Below are 15,008 nucleotides of genomic sequence, written 5' to 3'. Positions count from 1 at the left end.
GCACCCGCGCACCCGTCTCTACATCCGCGCGTGGCTACGCCCGCGCACAGCCCGGCAGCGCCGCCTGGCGGAACGGGCGCACCGCGGCCAGGCGATCCTCCACGCACCGCAGCACCGCCGCCTCGTTCTGGCGTATGAAAAAGTGATGACCGTCGAACCAGTCGATGGTCGATCCCGGCTGACCCAGCGCCGGCCATCCCTCGATCCGGTGCGCCTCGATGTCGTCATCGCGTCCCGCCAGGGCATGTACGGGCACGGGCAAGGCCCGCGCGCCGTCATCCTGGAAGCTGCGGCACACGTCGTAGTCGGCCGCCAGCACATCCAGGGTCAGGCGCAGCAGTTCCGGGCTGTCGAACAGTTCCTGAGGCGTGCCGCCCTGCTTGCGCAAGTCGGCGATCAGTGCGGCATCGCCTTGCAGATCCGCATAGCGCGCCGGGTCGCGCCGTCCTGGCGCCGGGCTGGCCGAGGCCAGCAGCGCCAAGGGCATCGGCCCGCCCCGTTCGGCTTGCCGCCTGGCCAGCCCGTAGGCCAGCAGCGCACCCATGCTGTGGCCGAACAAGGCATAGTCGCCCTGCATTTCGCCGGCCTGCTCGCGTGCGACCTGCTCGACCAGGGCGGAGAAATCGCGCGCCGGCGCCTGCGCCAGCCGCGCGCCACGACCCGGCAATTCGACGGGAACCAGCCGCAGCCAGGCCGGCAACAGGCGCCGCCAGCGCATGTACATCACCGCGCTGGCGCCCGCGCACGGCAGGCACAACAGCGTGACGGTCTGCGTCACGGGATCAGTCCGCCGTGCCGGCGGGCGCGGCCTGCCCGGCCATCCAGTCGCGCAGCGACTTCGGGCGCATGTCGGTCCAGGTGCGCTCGACGAATTCCAGCACGGTCTTCTTGTCGCCCTTGACGCCGTCGACGGCGTTCCATCCGCCCGGCACCGCCTTCCAGTGGGGCCAGATCGAATACTGTTCCTCGTGATTGACCAGCACGATGAAGATCTCGTCTTCGCGGTCGAAGCAACTGGTGGACATGGCGGGGTCATCCTCATAGGCATGCCCGACGCGCTCCTGCGGCAACACGCCAGAAGGACACGCGGGCTTGCTGAGGATGACGAATCAGTGCGCGATGTGTTCAGTCCCGGCGCGCGGCAGCGCCCATGGCCCGGACACTACCTGGCCATCAGTTGGCGGCAGCCGTCCAGCGAGCGGTCCGCATCGGCGATCAGGGCGTTGATCAGGCCGAGCGCGCGCCCCGTGTCGGCAGCGATCTGACGCTGCGTCTTGCCTTCGATGCGGTACATCTCGAACACCTTGCGGGTGCGTTCGGGCAGCCGCGACAGCGCGCTGTCCACGGCCATCAGCACCGAGGTGTTCTCGACATTGCGGTGCGGCATGTCCAGCGAGGGATAGCTCAGGGCGGCTTCGGCATGCTCGTCGAACTCGCAATACATGCGTTCGAGCTTCTGGCGCCGGCAATAGTCCAGCGCCAGGTTGCGCACGACCTGGCAGCAGTAGTGCAAGGGCTGCTTCACGACGGCAACGGGGGAAAGTTCGGCCACGCGCAGGTACGAATCCTGGACGATGTCCTCGGCGCACTCCGGCCGGCGTACGATGCCGTAGGCAATGCGATAGAGATGGGAACGATTGGCCAAATAAATGGACACGAGCTCCCGCTGTACAGCGGTCCTCACCATGACAACAGCCTCCCTGGCAACGGCTGGGCACACCACGCCGTTACGTAGTTTTCAGTGATGAAACTATCTACAGGGGGGACGCGTGCGCATGGAGCGGGCCAGGAAAAGTCAGCGGGGAAACCGCCCCGCAAATGCAGGAACGGCCGAGAGAAATTAACCGAGGAGAATGACCATCGAATTACCGAATCTGCGATGTGTCATTGCACCTGTAAACGAAATCCGCACCTTGGCGAAAGTCGAAGATCGCCAAAGATAATAACCCTCGATGGCGGATCGGGGAAAGATATCGAGTTGCCAGCAGGGTCAAAGACCGGACGGTTGCTCGCCTGCCCACGCGCCGGCCGCCACGCAGCATACGGTCAATACCTGGCGGTCTGCCCAGGCGTAGCGCACGGCGACGGAGCGCCCTGCCCGCCAGTCCCGTCGGTCCCAATCGCGCGTCAAGGTCAGGGTGATGGCGGCGGGCCCCGCGTCGGTCAGTTCGGCCGCGTCGAACTCCTGGAACGCGCGAAGGCGCGGATACAGGGCCTTGTACAAGGCCTCCTTGGCCGAGAACAGCAAGGTCAGGCCATGCTGCCTGCCGCCCCAGGGCGCCAGTCGCCGGCACTCGTCTTCGGTGGCGATCATGGACTGTACGTCGGCCATCGTGTGCGTATCGATCAAGTCCTGCAGATCCAGGCCCAGGGCCGCACAATGGGTCGTCCCGGCCACCGCAGCCACCGCCCAGTGCCTGGCATGGCTGATGCTGCCCCGCCATCCCGCCGGCCAAACGGGTAAGCGCTCATCGATGCGCAGGATGCGATCCGCCGGCAGCGCCGAGGCCGGCGCTCCGGCATCGAGCAAGGCCTGGGCCGCGCACAGGCGTCCCGCCATGAACTCGTTGCGGCGCTTGTCGGCCATGCTGGCCGTCATCCCGGCCAGCGTGGCGCCGGCCTGCGGGCAAAGCGTCTGGAGGGCCTGGGCAATACGCTGGGGCGCAATCGGCAGCGCGGACATACTGACCCACGAGGGCAAGGCCAGCGGGTTTCTCAAGGCATCAAGCACGAGTATTGCCTTGCCGGCCGATTCGGAAATTTATTCTTTCAATTGGAAAAGCGAAGAAAATCGAATTCGGCATTTAGAGGGACACATTAAAACAGACGACGCAGTTTTTCAGGAAAAGAGAAACCGCTTTTTAACCCGCTCGCAATTTAACCCGCTCGCCACGCGCCAACGCAGTGCCTGAATTTTCGTTCATACACACGGAATTGTCCCGCCATCGGTGGGCGCACCTGCCCGACCAAGCATACGGGCTCCCCGAGGAGCCCGTATGCGCATGTTTGTCGTCATCCGGTCACGCCGGATCTCAGTTTTCCATCTGTATGCCTTCCGCCTTGCTCAACTCGCCCCACTTCTTCATGTCGTCCCGCACGATCTCGGCGAACTTCTCCGGCGTCGTCGGCGAAAGCTCCACGCCCGTGGCCTGGGCATAGGCCTTCATCTCGGGCGAGGCCATCAGCGTGGCCACCATCCTGTTCAACTCAGCGATCTTCTCGGGCGGCGTGCCCTTGGGCGCGAACAAGCCATACCAGTTGTTGGCGTACACATTGGCAATGCCCAGTTCGTCGAAAGTCGGCACCTCGGGCAACACCCCCGAGCGCTGCGGCGCGGCAATCGCCAGCGCGCGCGCCTTGCCCGCCTTGATCTGCGGCATCAGGCCCGACACGTCGCCGATGAAACCGGCCACCTGCCCGCCGATGGTGTCGGTGATGGCGGGCGCGGCGCCCTTGTACGGCACGTGCAGGATCTGGTTGGCGCCCGTGGCCTTCTTCAACTGCACGATGGCCATGTGCGGCATGCTGCCCACGCCTGACGAGGCCATCGACAGGCCGTCGCTCTTGGCGCGGGCCACGAAGTCCTTGGCGGTCTTGATCGGGCTGCTCTCGCCCACGATCAGCACCTCGGGCACCGACACCAGCAGCGAGATCGGCGCGAAATCCTTGATGGGATCGTAGATCAGCTTGGGATACAGGCCGGGATTGATCGAGATGGCGCCCACGGAACTCAGGAACAGCGTCTGCCCATCGGGACGCGCGCGGCCCACGTAGGTCGCGGCGATGGCGCCGTTGCCGCCGGGCTTGTTCTCGACCAGCACGGGGTGCTTCAGCGCCTTCTCCAGCTGCTGCGCCACGATGCGCGCCAGCGAATCGGCCGGGCCGCCCGCCGGGAACGCCACCACCAGGCTGGTGGGGGTCTGCGCCTGCGCGCCGGCCAGGCCGGCCAGGCTCAGCAGTCCTGCCGCCAGGCACTTCAACATTCGCTTATGCATGGTTTCTCTCCTCTTTGTTTACTTATTGATGGATGCGCGCGCGCATCAAAGGGGCGTGGCCCCTTGGGTGTTGACGAACAGGGAATAGATGGATGTGCAGGACGCCATGAACAGCCGGTTGCGGTGCTTGCCGCCGAAGGCCAGGTTGGCGCAGCGTTCGGGCAAGGCGATGCGGCCCAGCCGCTCGCCCTGCGGCGAGAACACGTGCACGCCGTCCAGCTCCGGCGTGCCCATGCCCCAGCCGCACCACAGATTGCCTTCGATATCGACCCGGAAGCCGTCGGGCGTGCCCGGCCCCGCATCGACCAGCACGCGCGGCTCGCCCAGCGCGCGGCCATCGTCCCGCACGTCGCAGGCCACGATGTTGCGTGGACGCGCGCGGGATTCGATGACGTACAGCTTCGATTCGTCGGGCGAGAACGCCAGCCCGTTGGGACCATCGATGGTGTCGCACACCTTGGTTATCGCGCCGCTGCCGGGGCAGATGCGGTAGACCGCGGCGGGCAGTTCCTGCGGCGCGCGCTCGCCCTGGTAGTAGCCGATGATGCCGAACGGCGGATCGGTGAACCAGATCGAGCCATCCGACTTCACCACCACGTCGTTGGGCGAGTTCAGCCGCTTGCCGTCGTAGTGGTCGGCCAGCACGGTGATGCGGCCGTCGTGCTCGGTGCGCGTCACGCGCCGGCCCAGGTGCTCGCAGGTCACCAGCCGGCCCTGCCGGTCGCGCGTATTGCCGTTGGCGTAGTTCGACGCATGGCGCCACACGTGGCTTTGCCCGCTGACCTCGTCCCAGCGCATGATGCGGTCGTTGGGCACGTCGCTCCACAGCAGGTAGCGGCCATCGCCGAACCACACGGGGCCCTCGGCCCAGCGGCAGCCGGTGGCCAGGCGCTCGACCGCCGCCAGCGGCAGCACCAGCTTCTCGAAGCGCGGGTCCAGCGCGATGACGGCCGGATCCGGATAGCGCCCCGGTGCCGGGGAATCAGTCGCAGCGTGCACTCATGCCTCCATCGACGACGATCTCGGTGGCGGTGATGAAGCGCGCCTCGTCCGAGGCCAGGAACAGCGCGGCATTCGCGGTATCCATGCCGTCGCCCATGAAGGGCAGCGGTATGCGCGCCTGGCGCTGCGCCAGCAAGGTCTCGACGTCGCCGCCGGCACGCTGGCCGGCCAGCCGCACCTCGACCATGGGCGTGTGCATCTGCCCCGGGATCACCGTGTTGCAGCGGATGTTCTTCTTGGCGTATTCCAGCGCCACCACGCGCGACAACTGGATCACGCCCGCCTTGGCGCTGGCATAGCCCACCTGCGCCGAGCCGGTCCAGCGGATGCCCGACGTCGACGCGATGTTGACGATGGCCCCGCCGCCCTGTGCTTCCATCAGGGGCAGCACGTGGCGGCAGCCCAGGTAGACGCTTTTCAGGTTGAAGTCGATCTGCTGGTTCCAGGCGGCTTCGTCCAGGCCGACCGGGCCGCCCTTGCGCGACCCGCCCACGTTGTTGACCAGGATGTCGACACGGCCCCAGGCGTCCACGCAGGCCTGCACCAGATCGCGCACGGCATCGGAGGACGTGACGTCCGCCCGCCAGGTCCGTATCTCGCCGCCCGCCTCGCGCACGCGCGCCACGGTCTCTTCCATGGCGTCGGGGTTCATGTCCACCGCGAAGATCTTCGCGCCCTCTTGCGCGAAACGATAGGCGATGGCCCGGCCATTGCCCCAGCCCGGCCCCACGCTGCCCGCGCCGGTGATGATCGCCACCTTGCCCTGCAAACGGCCCGTCATGATGTGTGCTCCTCGTTATCGTTCGTATCGCCGGCGCATCGCCGACGCCCTGCTTCGGACTCAGCGTCCGAACGTCACCGTGCTGCCGTCGTCCGGCAGCACCTCGAAGACGTTGATCGTCATCGAGATCAGCGTGTAGTAGCCGGCGATGCCCACCAGGTCCACCACGCGCGGCTCGCCCAGCACCCGCACCGCTTCCTGGTACAGGGCATCGGGCACCTGCCGCGTCTCCAGCAGCGCCTGCACGAAGCGGTAGACCACCGACTCGTCCTCTTTCTCGAAGACCGGCGCGTCGCCCAGGCGGACCTGTTCGGCCACTCGCGCGTCCAGCCCCGCCTTCAAGGCGATGGGATGGTGCGCCCACCATTCGAAGGACGAACGCCACCAGGCCGCCATCGTCAGGATGGCCAGTTCGGACAGGCGCGGCTCCAGGCTGGAGTCGTAGCGGCAGTACTGGCCCAGCGCCTGGGCATGCTCGGCCAGCCCGGGACGATTCAGCCAGACCGCCAGGGGCCCACGCACACGGCCACGCGGGCCGCTGGCGATGGCGTCGTACACACGGCGCTGGTGCTCGGACATCTGCGCGACGTCGGGCGCATTCAAACGGGGCATGAGTCGGTCTCCTTTATCTTTTATTGAAGCCGCCGCACGGTCTACGGCGCGAAGCGGTACAAGGCGTGCGGGTTGTCCACCAATATGCGGCGCCGCATCCCGTCATCGGGACACAGGCGCAGGAAGGTGTTGAGCAGTTCGCCGTCGTCCGGCATGTCGCCCGCCACGTTGGGATGGGGCCAGTCGGTGCCCCACAGCAGTTGTCCGGGCATCGCGTCCAGCAGCGCGGACACCAGCGCCTCGCCGTCGCCGAAGGGACGCGTAGCCTGGCTGGACACGCGGTCCAGGCCGGAGATCTTCACCCACGCGCCCGGGTGGCCTTGCAGCGCCAGCAGCGCCTGGAAGGCCTCGCTGGCCACGCCCTGCTTCGCCGCCACGCGCCCCATGTGATCGATCACGAACGGCACGCCCAGGGCCTTCAGCTTCGGCAACAGGCCGGGCAGCGAGGCCTGGTCGGAATGCACGCACAGGTGCCAGCCGAACGGCGCGATGCGCGGCGCCATCGCCGCCAGCTCGTCCCATCCGCCATTGGCCAGATGGGCCACGAAGTTGTAGCGCACGCCGCGCACGCCCAGCCGGTCGAGTTCGGCGATGCGCGCCGTGTCCACCTCGGGCGGCAGCAGAGCCACCGCACGGTATTGGCCCTGCCCTTGCTCCAGCGCATCCAGCGTGGGCGCCAGGTCGTAGCCGTGGCAGCCCGGATGCACGATCACGCCGCGCGTGAATCCCAGTTGCCGATGCAACTGCCGCGCCTGGGAGAACGGCGCATCCGGCGGCGTATAGGGACGGCCTTTGGCATACGGGAATACGTGCGCCGGGCCGAACACGTGGAAATGCGTGTCGCAGGCGCCCGCCGGCAGCGCCTGGCTGGGCGGGGTGATCGTGGCGAGCGGCGGTGCGCAATCGGGCATGGAAGGCGGCAAAGAAATGGGAATCCCCGCATCATCCGCAGCCCGCGCCGCCGCGGCAATGGCGCAAAGCTGACTTCTGATATAGAAAAAACGTATACCATTGCGCGCATGGATCTCAAGCAAATCCGCTACTTCATCATGGCCTGCGAAATGCGCAGCCTGTCGCGCGCAGCCGACGTGCTGGGGCTGTCGCAGCCCTCGCTCAGCCGGCAGATCCAGTTGCTGGAAACCGAACTGCGCCACCACCTGCTGGTGCGCACCGGACGCGGCGTCGAACCCACGCCGGCGGGCCTGCGTTTCCTGGCGCACGCCAAGGCGCTGGATGCGCTGGCCCTGCACGCCAAGGACGACATGCGCGCCTACGCGTCCACCACGCAGGACAAGGTGCGGCTGGGCATGCCCCATCGGGTGGCGCGCCGCCTGGCGCCGCACATCGTGCAGACCTTCCGCCGCCTGCATCCCGAGGCCGCGCTGACGCTGGCCGAGGGCCTGAGCTCGGAGATGAACGAGTGGCTGGCGAAAGACCGCGTCGACCTGGCCCTGCTGTACGACCCGCCGCCCTCGACGCTGGTGCGTTTCGAATCGGTGTACCGCGAAGACCTGGTGCTGGCCTACAGCAAGACATGCCGGCCGCTGCCGCCGCCGCGCGTGCGGGCCCGCGACCTGAACCGCTATCCGCTGGTGCTGCCCAGCGCGCCCAACACCATCCGCATGCTGGTGGACAGGACCTGCCGTGAACTGGACGTGACGCTGGACATCGTGGCCGAGGTGGACGTGGTGCACACCATCCTGCAGACCATGGCGCAGGATACGCTGTACACCATTCTTCCCCGGTCGGCGCTGCACGACATGCCGGGACAGGATGCGCTGGTGTACTCGGAGATCGCCGAGCCGGTCATCATGAACAACCTGACGCTGGCGCTGCCCGTGCGCGAACCGCTGCCGCCGCTGGTGGACGCCACCGCCGCGATCATCCGGGGGCTGGAGATGGCGCGGCTGTTCCTCTGAGGGCCGGCGGCGCTCAGTTCACCGTCACATCGGCCGCCTCGATCAATGCCGCGAAACGCGGCACGTCCTTCGCGATCAGCGCCTGGAAAGCGGCCGATCCCCGCTCGCTGCCCACGGGCGCCACCGCGGCGAGGTTCTCCAGCGAGGCGATCACCTCGGGATCCTGCAACGCCGCGTTCAAGGCCTGCTCCAGCCGCGCGATCACGGGCGCGGGCGTGCCGGCCGGGGCCGCGATGCCGTTCCACACGCTCAGGTCGAACTGCGGCACGCCCGCCTCGGCGAACGTGGGCACGTCGGGCAACTGCGGCAACCGCTTGCCCGAGGCAACCGCCAGGGCCGTCACCCGGCCCGAGGTGTGCAGCGGGATCATCGTGACGGTCTGGTCGATCACCGCGTCCACGGTGCCCGCCATCAGGTCCGCGATGGCCGGTCCCGCGCCGCGATACGGCACCTGCGTGCCCTGAGTGCCGGTCACGAACAGGAAGTTCGCCGCCGCAATGTGGCTGGTCGAGCCCGAACCCGCATTGCCGAAATTCAGCGCATTGGGCTTGGCGCGCAGTGTGTCCAGCATCTGCTTCACGCTGGTGATGCCGCTGGCCTTGCTGGCCGACAGCACCATCGGCACGGTGGCCACCAGTCCGATGCCCACCATGTCCCGGCGCGGGTCGAACTTCGACCTGGGATACAGCGATGGCGCGATCGCCAGCGAGCCCATATTGCCGAAGGTGATGGTGTAGCCGTCGGGCGCGGCGCGCGCCACGCGCTGGTTGCCGATCATGGTGCCGCCGCCGCCCAGGTTCTCGACCACGAGGGTCTGGCCAAGGTTCTTGCCCATGGCATTGGCGACGATGCGCGCCAGCCCGTCCGTCGAACCGCCTGGCGCATAAGGCACGACCATCGAGATGGCGCGCGACGGATAGTCCTGGGCCAGCGCGGGGCCGGCCGCCAGCGTGGCGCACAGCGCCAGCAAGGGGAATGATTTCATCATCTGTCTCCTGGACGCGGACAAAGCCGTGCCCCTCGGCCTCATCGGGCCGATGTCTTGTCGTGATCAGAGGGTGGCGGGCCGGCCCGATGGCCGGCCTGCCGCTCAGGACTGCCGCGTCTTGTGCGGCTGCAGTTCGATGCCCGCCAGGTGCTCGGACAGGCGCGCCACCGCGGTGTGGTCCTGTCCCTTGCCCAGCGACTTGCCGGCCGAGGCCCACATTTCGCGGCACAGCGCCGCGAACGGCGTCGGCGTGCCGGTGTCCTGCGCCATGCCCAGGGCGATGCTCAGGTCCTTGACCATCAGGTCCAGGCCGAAGCCCGAATCGAAGGCGCGCGACAGCACGAACTGCTTGAACTTCTTCTGCGTGGAATTGTTCGTGCCGGTCGAGGCGTTCAGCACGTCGACAATCACCTCGGGATCCAGGCCGAACTGCTGGCCGATCAGCATGGCCTCCACGCCGATCAGGAAGCCGCCGGCCGACACCAGGTTGTTCAGCGCCTTCATGGCATGCGCGCTGCCGACCGCGCCGGTATGCAGCAGCGACGTGCCCATCGCCTGCAGCACCGGCCGCACGCGTTCCAGCGTGGCCGCCTCGCCGCCGAACATGATGGCCAGCTCGCCGGTGCGCGCGCGCGGCACGCCGCCCGAGACCGGCGCATCCACCAGTTCGCCGCCCGCCTCGGCCACGGCGCGCGCCAGGCGCTGGGTATGGGCGGGCACGCCGGAACTCATCTCGATGATGACGGTGCCGGGCTGGATACCCGCCAAGACGCCGTCGGACCCTTGCAGCACCTGCTCGACGATGACGCTGGTGGGCAGCATGGTGATGACCACGTCGCTCTGCCTGGCCAGTTCACGACCGTTGGACGCGGCCTGGCCGCCGGCCTCTTTCGCGAACCGCGCGGCCTGGCCCGGCTGCGCGTCGCAGGCCGTGACGCCGTGGCCGGCCTGCAGCAGGCGGCTGGCCATCGGCCACCCCATGCTGCCCACGCCGATGAAGCCGACACGCACTGCCGCCGCGCTCATTGCTGCCCCCGGGCGGGCGGATCCTTGAACGCGCCCTCTTCCTCCAGCACGCCGTTGGCCACCTTGAAGGCATCCAGGCCGGCGGGAATGCCGCAATACACGGTGGCGTGCAGCAGGATCTCCTTGATCTCGTCGGCCGTGACGCCATTGTTCAGCGCGCCTTTCACGTGCAGCTTGATCTCGGCCGGACGGTTCAGCGCGGTCAGCATCGCCAGGTTCAGCATGCTGCGCGTCTTCTTGTCCAGGCCGGAACGGCCCCAGGCATACCCCCAGCACCATTCGGTGGTGATGCGCTGGAAGGCCATCATGAAATCGTTGGCGCGCGCCAGCGAGCCGTCCACGTACTCGGCGCCCAGCACTTCGCGGCGCAGTTTCAGGCCCTGGTCGAACAGGTCCTGCACGGGATTCTGCTTGTCTGCCATGGAATGTCTCCTTCAAATCGGTGGGATGGCGTGCGCGGACAACCGCGGACGCCGCGATGCCGGACCGCTCGGTCGTCTCCGGTCTTTTTTATATTGTCAGACAATCTGAATGGCAGTCAACTACAAAAAACGCCATACTGGCGTGACCTTGGCGTCCCTGAAAGGGGGCCGCCGCGGGATATAGTTCCGCCTTTGCCGCCGCGCCGCGCACGCCGGCCCGTTCCGCCCGCCGAGGATTACATGGCCAAGCCGTCCGATTCCGTGTTCGAAAAGCCCAGCACCCTGCGTGCGCGGGTCGAGGACTACCTGCGCAGCTCGATCATGCAGGGCCGGCTGAAAGGCGGCGAGAAGCTGCGCGAGATGGAACTGTGCGAGCAGTTGGGCATCAGCCGCCCCACCCTGCGCGAAGCCCTGCGCACGCTGGAGGCCGAGCGCCTGATCGCCATCGAGCCGCATCGCGGCCCGACCGTGGCCACACTGACGGCCAAGGCGGCGCGCGACCTGTATGCCCTGCGCGCCTTGCTGGAAGGCTATGCCGCGCACGAATTCGCGCGCCTGGCCAGCGAAGCCGACATCGAGAAACTGCGCGCCACCGTCCAGGCCCTGCACCGCTGCGCCGCCCAGGCGGACCAGGGCACGCTGCTGGCGGCCAAGCGCGAGTTCTACGATGTGCTGCTGTCCGGCTGCGACAACGAACTGGTCAAGGACATGCTGCCCGGCATGCTGTCGCGCATCAATCTGCTGCGCGCCACGTCTTTCTCCAGCCCCCGGCGCCTGCCGCAAAGCCTGGCCGAGATCGACCGCCTGTTCGCCTGTATCGAACGGCGCGACGCGGCCGGCGCGCAGCAGGCCGCGCAAGACCACATCGCGAACGCCGAACGCGCCGCCCTCGAGGTACTGCGCGAGCAGGTAGCGAAGCAGACGTAGGCAAGTGTCCTCCTCCAGGTCACCGACCCGTGCGCTATCGCGACGTCGAGGCGCCGCAGACGTTGCCCGCCTTGCAGGACGGCCCCATCCAGCTGCCAGGCAGCTCGTGCTATACCTGATCGGCACCACCAACCAGGAGACCTCATATGACCATCGCCATCGGCGCACGCCTGCCTGACGGCATCTTGATGGAACGCATCGAAGATCCGGCGGGCGGCGAGCCCACACTGCTGTCGCACGACGTCAACGAACTGGCGCGCGGCAAGCGCATCGCCCTGTTCGCCGTGCCCGGCGCATTCACCCGCACCTGTTCCGCCCGGCACCTGCCCGAATTCGTGGCGCTGGCGGCGCAACTGCGCGCCAAGGGCATCGACGAGATCTGGTGCGTATCGGTCAACGACGCGCACGTGATGGCTGCGTGGGGCGCGGCGCACGGCGCGATCGGCGCCATCCGCATGCTGGGCGATGGCTCGGCCCGCTGGACCCACGCGCTGGGCCTGGCCGTGGACCTGGGCGACAAGGGCATGGGCTGGCGCTCGCGCCGCTACAGCGCAATCGTCGAGAACGGCGTGCTTGCCAGACTGAACCTGGAAGCGCCGGGCGAGTTCAAGATCAGCGACGCACAGTCGCTGCTGGAGCAGGTCTAGGGCCTGTTAACGCTTGAAGGGAACCTGCTGTTCTGCCAGACGGCAAAACGCGCCAACCGTTCGAGGCCAGCCGGCCGTCGGACGCTTGGCGCGTGTCGCGCTGTGCTGGGCACCCCGGCCGGAAGGCCGGTCGCCCTAGCGGCCGCGCGCGGACATCAACGGAAGATGTCGATCATCATGCCGGTACCGGCGCCGATCATGGCGCCAGCCGAGCCGTCGCCGCCCGAGGCACGGTCCACACCGCCCCCGATCAGGCCGCCGGCCGCGGTGGCGCAGCCGTTCAGCACGACGACCAAGGCGATCGCCGCGAGTTTGTAGGCAGTCTTTTTCATCGCGTTCTCCTTGAGATTACTTGGAGGATTGTTCAACCAGATCGCGCCACACCACGCCCATCACAGGCGCGCCCATCTTGTCGGGATTGGCGCCGTACCAGGCGGTGATGCGTTCGGAGGCCTGCCACAGATTCATATTCTCCAGCGTTTTGGTGATCTGCGCGCCTGCGCCGGGAGCCGCCTGGTTGTGGCGCTTGGCATAGGCCGACTCGGCCACGATCATGTTGGCCATGCCGATCAGGAAGGCGCGGCGCTCGTCGGCGCTGGCGGCCATCCAGCCCTTGCCGTCCACCACGATGGGGCTGCGCACGGGCTTGCCGCTGGCGCTGGTGACCGGGGCGGTCTGCTGGGTGGCGCTGCCGCCCGAGTTCTCGCCCCGTGTCTGCATTTGTTGGGCATGTGCTGTTCCCAGCGCCGCTGCCATCAGCAGCGGAATCATCAGGCCTTGAATACGCTTGTGCATGGTTAGTTCTCCGTCAGAAAGTCCGGCTCGGGCGCGCGTGGCCTTGACCTTTGTTGTTCGTTGCGGAATCTGGCAAAACCATCTTACCCACGCAGGCGTAAGCAAGACATGAACGTTCGTAAGCAGGTGCTGCGTCGGTATCAGGGCGATTTGCCGTGATGTTTGCGATAGTCGGCGGGGGTCACGCCGACGTGCCGGGCGAATGCGCGGCGCAACGTATCCGCATTGGCAAAGCCACAGCGATTGGCCACCGCCTTGGGCGCCATGCCCTGCTCCAGCAGGGTCCGTGCGGCGGCCACGCGGGTCATTTCGACCCAGGCCGCCGGCGTCATGCCGACTTCGGCGAGGAACAGCCGCGCGAAGTGCCGCGGGCTCATTCCCGCATGATCGGCCAGCGCCTGCACCGACAGCGGCAAGGCGGGATGGGCGGCCACCCAGCGCTGCACCTCCTGCAGCACAGTGCGCCCGACCGGTCTCGCTTGCCCCGTCCGGCTGAACTGCAGTTGTCCGCCGGGACGCTTGAAATACATCACCAGCTGGGATGCGACGCGGGCAGCGATCTCGCGGTCCAGATCTTCCTCGATCAACGCCAAGGCCAGATCCATGCCGGCGGTGACGCCTGCCGCCGTGCGCAATTTACCGTCGCGGACATACAGCGCGTCTTCCTCCACCGTCGCGCCCGGGCAGGCGTCGGCCAGCGCCTGCGCGGCGGCCCAATGCGTCGTCACGCGCCGCCGATCCAACAGGCCCGCGGCGGCCAGGGGAAACGCCCCGGTACAAATCGAACCATAACGTCTGGCGCGCGAGGCGGTGTCCCGCAGCCATTGCGTCACGCCGTTGTTCAGGACCGCATGCACGGCATGCGGCGCGCCCGCGACAAGCAGGGTGTCGATGGCGGGACACGCCTCTCCCACCACCAGGTCGGGCAGCAGGCGAACCCCGGACGAGCTGCGCACGGGGCCCGGCTCGCAGGCCGCCACCCGCAGCGTATAGATGGCGCGCCCCGCCTCGGCATTGGCCTGCGCGAACACGTCCAGGGGGCCGGATACGTCCAGCAGTTGCACGCCGGGTAGCGCGAGGATGACGATCGTCCGGGCCATGATGCGTATGTCGCTCGTTCAAGCAAAATGGCAGTATATGACGTATCCCGTCTATTCAAGACGGAGGTGCGGCGACCCAAAATGGAGGCCTCTCTTCCCACCCGGAATCCCACCATGCGCTTCGACGTAGACGGCATCACCATTCCCGACAGCCAGCTTGCCCGCGAGATCACCGAACTGGTGCGCGATACGGCTTCACCCCTGCTCTTTCATCATTCGAGCCGGGTCTATTACTTCGGCGCCCTGGCAGGCAAGCGCCGCGGTCTGGCCTTCGATCCCGAGCTGCTGTATTGCGGCTGCATGTTCCATGACCTGGGCCTGACCCACCAGCACAGCAGCGCCTGCGAGCGCTTCGAGGTGGACGGCGCCAATTGCGCGCGCGACTTCCTGAGCGCGCGCGGCATCGCGCAACAGGACATCGATACCGTGTGGACGGCGATCGCCCTGCACACCACGCCAGGCATTCCGCGGCACATGCATCCCGTCGTGGCGCTGGTGACGGCCGGCGTGGAGATGGACGTGCTCGGCCTGGCCTATCCGGACTACACCGATGCGCAGCGCGAGGCCATCGTGGCGGCGCATCCGCGCGGCGGCCGGTTCAAGGAAGACATCATCCAGGCCTTCTACGACGGGATCCGCCACAAGCCGCAGACCACCTTTGGCAACGTCAAGGGGGACGTCATCGCCGACAAGGAAGCGGCGTTCAGACCGGGGAATTTCTGCGACGTGATCCGCCAATCGGCCTGGAATGCCTGAACGCCGATGGCGTGGCCCGCTGCACGACGCCAGGCCGA

The 15,008-nt window shown here is 67.4% G+C and carries 20 protein-coding genes; 5 read left to right on the top strand and 15 right to left on the bottom strand.

From position 1 onward, the window contains the following. Positions 1-34: 34 nt before the first annotated feature. The 4 genes from A7W11_RS06210 to A7W11_RS06195 form a co-directional block, all read right to left on the bottom strand. Complete coding sequence (locus tag A7W11_RS06210) at positions 35-778, bottom strand: thioesterase II family protein (RefSeq protein WP_156523004.1); 744 nt, start codon at positions 776-778, stop codon at positions 35-37. Between the two features lie 4 nt (positions 779-782). After that, positions 783-1,025, bottom strand: coding sequence for an MbtH family protein (locus tag A7W11_RS06205; RefSeq protein ID WP_066410112.1), 243 nt, complete (start codon positions 1,023-1,025; stop codon positions 783-785). A gap of 137 nt (positions 1,026-1,162) precedes the next feature. Continuing rightward, positions 1,163-1,657 carry a sigma-70 family RNA polymerase sigma factor gene (locus tag A7W11_RS06200; protein WP_235816813.1) on the bottom strand — a complete coding sequence of 165 codons (495 nt, stop codon included), beginning with the start codon at positions 1,655-1,657 and terminating at the stop codon, positions 1,163-1,165. A gap of 333 nt (positions 1,658-1,990) precedes the next feature. After that, positions 1,991-2,587: a 4'-phosphopantetheinyl transferase family protein gene (locus A7W11_RS06195; protein ID WP_162270246.1), complete on the bottom strand. Its 597-nt coding sequence runs from the start codon at positions 2,585-2,587 to the stop codon at positions 1,991-1,993. Between A7W11_RS06195 and A7W11_RS28250 the strand changes: the two genes are divergently transcribed. Further along, positions 2,586-2,912 carry a hypothetical protein gene (locus A7W11_RS28250; RefSeq protein WP_162270245.1) on the top strand — a complete coding sequence of 109 codons (327 nt, stop codon included), beginning with the start codon at positions 2,586-2,588 and terminating at the stop codon, positions 2,910-2,912. The genes A7W11_RS06195 and A7W11_RS28250 overlap by 2 nt on opposite strands. Before the next feature lie 120 nt (positions 2,913-3,032). On the opposite strand, the gene A7W11_RS06190 is transcribed toward A7W11_RS28250, so the two are convergent. The 5 genes from A7W11_RS06190 to A7W11_RS06170 are packed head-to-tail and all read right to left on the bottom strand — an operon-like array spanning position 3,033 to position 7,301. Beyond that, positions 3,033-3,995, bottom strand: a complete 963-nt coding sequence (locus tag A7W11_RS06190) for a Bug family tripartite tricarboxylate transporter substrate binding protein (RefSeq protein ID WP_066410109.1) — start codon at positions 3,993-3,995, stop codon at positions 3,033-3,035. Between the two features lie 45 nt (positions 3,996-4,040). Beyond that, positions 4,041-4,994: an SMP-30/gluconolactonase/LRE family protein gene (locus tag A7W11_RS06185; protein ID WP_066410108.1), complete on the bottom strand. Its 954-nt coding sequence runs from the start codon at positions 4,992-4,994 to the stop codon at positions 4,041-4,043. Continuing rightward, entirely contained in the window at positions 4,978-5,778 is an 801-nt protein-coding gene (locus A7W11_RS06180; RefSeq protein ID WP_066410106.1) for an SDR family NAD(P)-dependent oxidoreductase, read from the bottom strand. The genes A7W11_RS06185 and A7W11_RS06180 overlap by 17 nt, the downstream gene beginning before the upstream one ends. Before the next feature lie 60 nt (positions 5,779-5,838). Further along, positions 5,839-6,390: a carboxymuconolactone decarboxylase family protein gene (locus A7W11_RS06175; RefSeq protein ID WP_066410099.1), complete on the bottom strand. Its 552-nt coding sequence runs from the start codon at positions 6,388-6,390 to the stop codon at positions 5,839-5,841. 41 nt (positions 6,391-6,431) lie between these two features. After that, the gene (locus A7W11_RS06170; protein ID WP_066410097.1) at positions 6,432-7,301 is read right to left on the bottom strand and encodes an amidohydrolase family protein; all 870 of its coding nucleotides are present in this window, start codon (positions 7,299-7,301) and stop codon (positions 6,432-6,434) included. A gap of 108 nt (positions 7,302-7,409) precedes the next feature. Here A7W11_RS06170 and A7W11_RS06165 point away from each other — a divergent pair, with 108 nt between their 5' ends. Then, on the top strand, positions 7,410-8,309 hold the full coding sequence (locus A7W11_RS06165) for a LysR family transcriptional regulator (protein WP_066410096.1): 900 nt from the start codon (positions 7,410-7,412) through the stop codon (positions 8,307-8,309). A 13-nt stretch (positions 8,310-8,322) separates the two neighbouring features. Here the strand turns inward: A7W11_RS06165 and A7W11_RS06160 are convergent, their stop codons facing one another. From A7W11_RS06160 to A7W11_RS06150, 3 genes are all read right to left on the bottom strand, one after another. Continuing rightward, positions 8,323-9,297 carry a Bug family tripartite tricarboxylate transporter substrate binding protein gene (locus A7W11_RS06160; protein ID WP_235816812.1) on the bottom strand — a complete coding sequence of 325 codons (975 nt, stop codon included), beginning with the start codon at positions 9,295-9,297 and terminating at the stop codon, positions 8,323-8,325. A gap of 102 nt (positions 9,298-9,399) precedes the next feature. Next, positions 9,400-10,323 carry an NAD(P)-dependent oxidoreductase gene (locus tag A7W11_RS06155; protein WP_066410092.1) on the bottom strand — a complete coding sequence of 308 codons (924 nt, stop codon included), beginning with the start codon at positions 10,321-10,323 and terminating at the stop codon, positions 9,400-9,402. Next, the gene (locus A7W11_RS06150; RefSeq protein ID WP_066410090.1) at positions 10,320-10,745 is read right to left on the bottom strand and encodes a carboxymuconolactone decarboxylase family protein; all 426 of its coding nucleotides are present in this window, start codon (positions 10,743-10,745) and stop codon (positions 10,320-10,322) included. The genes A7W11_RS06155 and A7W11_RS06150 overlap by 4 nt, the downstream gene beginning before the upstream one ends. A 240-nt stretch (positions 10,746-10,985) precedes the next feature. Between A7W11_RS06150 and A7W11_RS06145 the strand changes: the two genes are divergently transcribed. Both A7W11_RS06145 and A7W11_RS06140 read left to right on the top strand, forming a co-directional pair. Next, positions 10,986-11,672: a GntR family transcriptional regulator gene (locus A7W11_RS06145; RefSeq protein WP_066410084.1), complete on the top strand. Its 687-nt coding sequence runs from the start codon at positions 10,986-10,988 to the stop codon at positions 11,670-11,672. Positions 11,673-11,818: 146 nt separating this feature from the next. Further along, on the top strand, positions 11,819-12,319 hold the full coding sequence (locus A7W11_RS06140) for a peroxiredoxin (protein WP_066410083.1): 501 nt from the start codon (positions 11,819-11,821) through the stop codon (positions 12,317-12,319). A gap of 155 nt (positions 12,320-12,474) precedes the next feature. Here the strand turns inward: A7W11_RS06140 and A7W11_RS27890 are convergent, their stop codons facing one another. The 3 genes from A7W11_RS27890 to A7W11_RS06130 all read right to left on the bottom strand — a co-directional run bounded on the left by A7W11_RS27890 (position 12,475) and on the right by A7W11_RS06130 (position 14,214). Continuing rightward, a complete protein-coding gene (locus A7W11_RS27890) occupies positions 12,475-12,651 on the bottom strand; it encodes a hypothetical protein (RefSeq protein WP_156523002.1) in 177 nt (58 codons plus the stop codon). Between the two features lie 16 nt (positions 12,652-12,667). Beyond that, a complete protein-coding gene (locus tag A7W11_RS06135; protein ID WP_173678810.1) occupies positions 12,668-13,114 on the bottom strand; it encodes a hypothetical protein in 447 nt (148 codons plus the stop codon). Between the two features lie 140 nt (positions 13,115-13,254). Continuing rightward, the gene (locus A7W11_RS06130) at positions 13,255-14,214 is read right to left on the bottom strand and encodes a GlxA family transcriptional regulator (protein WP_066410082.1); all 960 of its coding nucleotides are present in this window, start codon (positions 14,212-14,214) and stop codon (positions 13,255-13,257) included. Positions 14,215-14,328: 114 nt separating this feature from the next. Between A7W11_RS06130 and A7W11_RS06125 the strand changes: the two genes are divergently transcribed. Then, complete coding sequence (locus A7W11_RS06125; protein ID WP_066410080.1) at positions 14,329-14,970, top strand: HD domain-containing protein; 642 nt, start codon at positions 14,329-14,331, stop codon at positions 14,968-14,970. Positions 14,971-15,008: the final 38 nt, after the last annotated feature.

The organism is Bordetella ansorpii, assembly GCF_900078315.1.
Lineage (GTDB): Bacteria > Pseudomonadota > Gammaproteobacteria > Burkholderiales > Burkholderiaceae_B > Bordetella > Bordetella ansorpii.
This window is presented reverse-complemented; position numbering and strand designations above follow the sequence as displayed.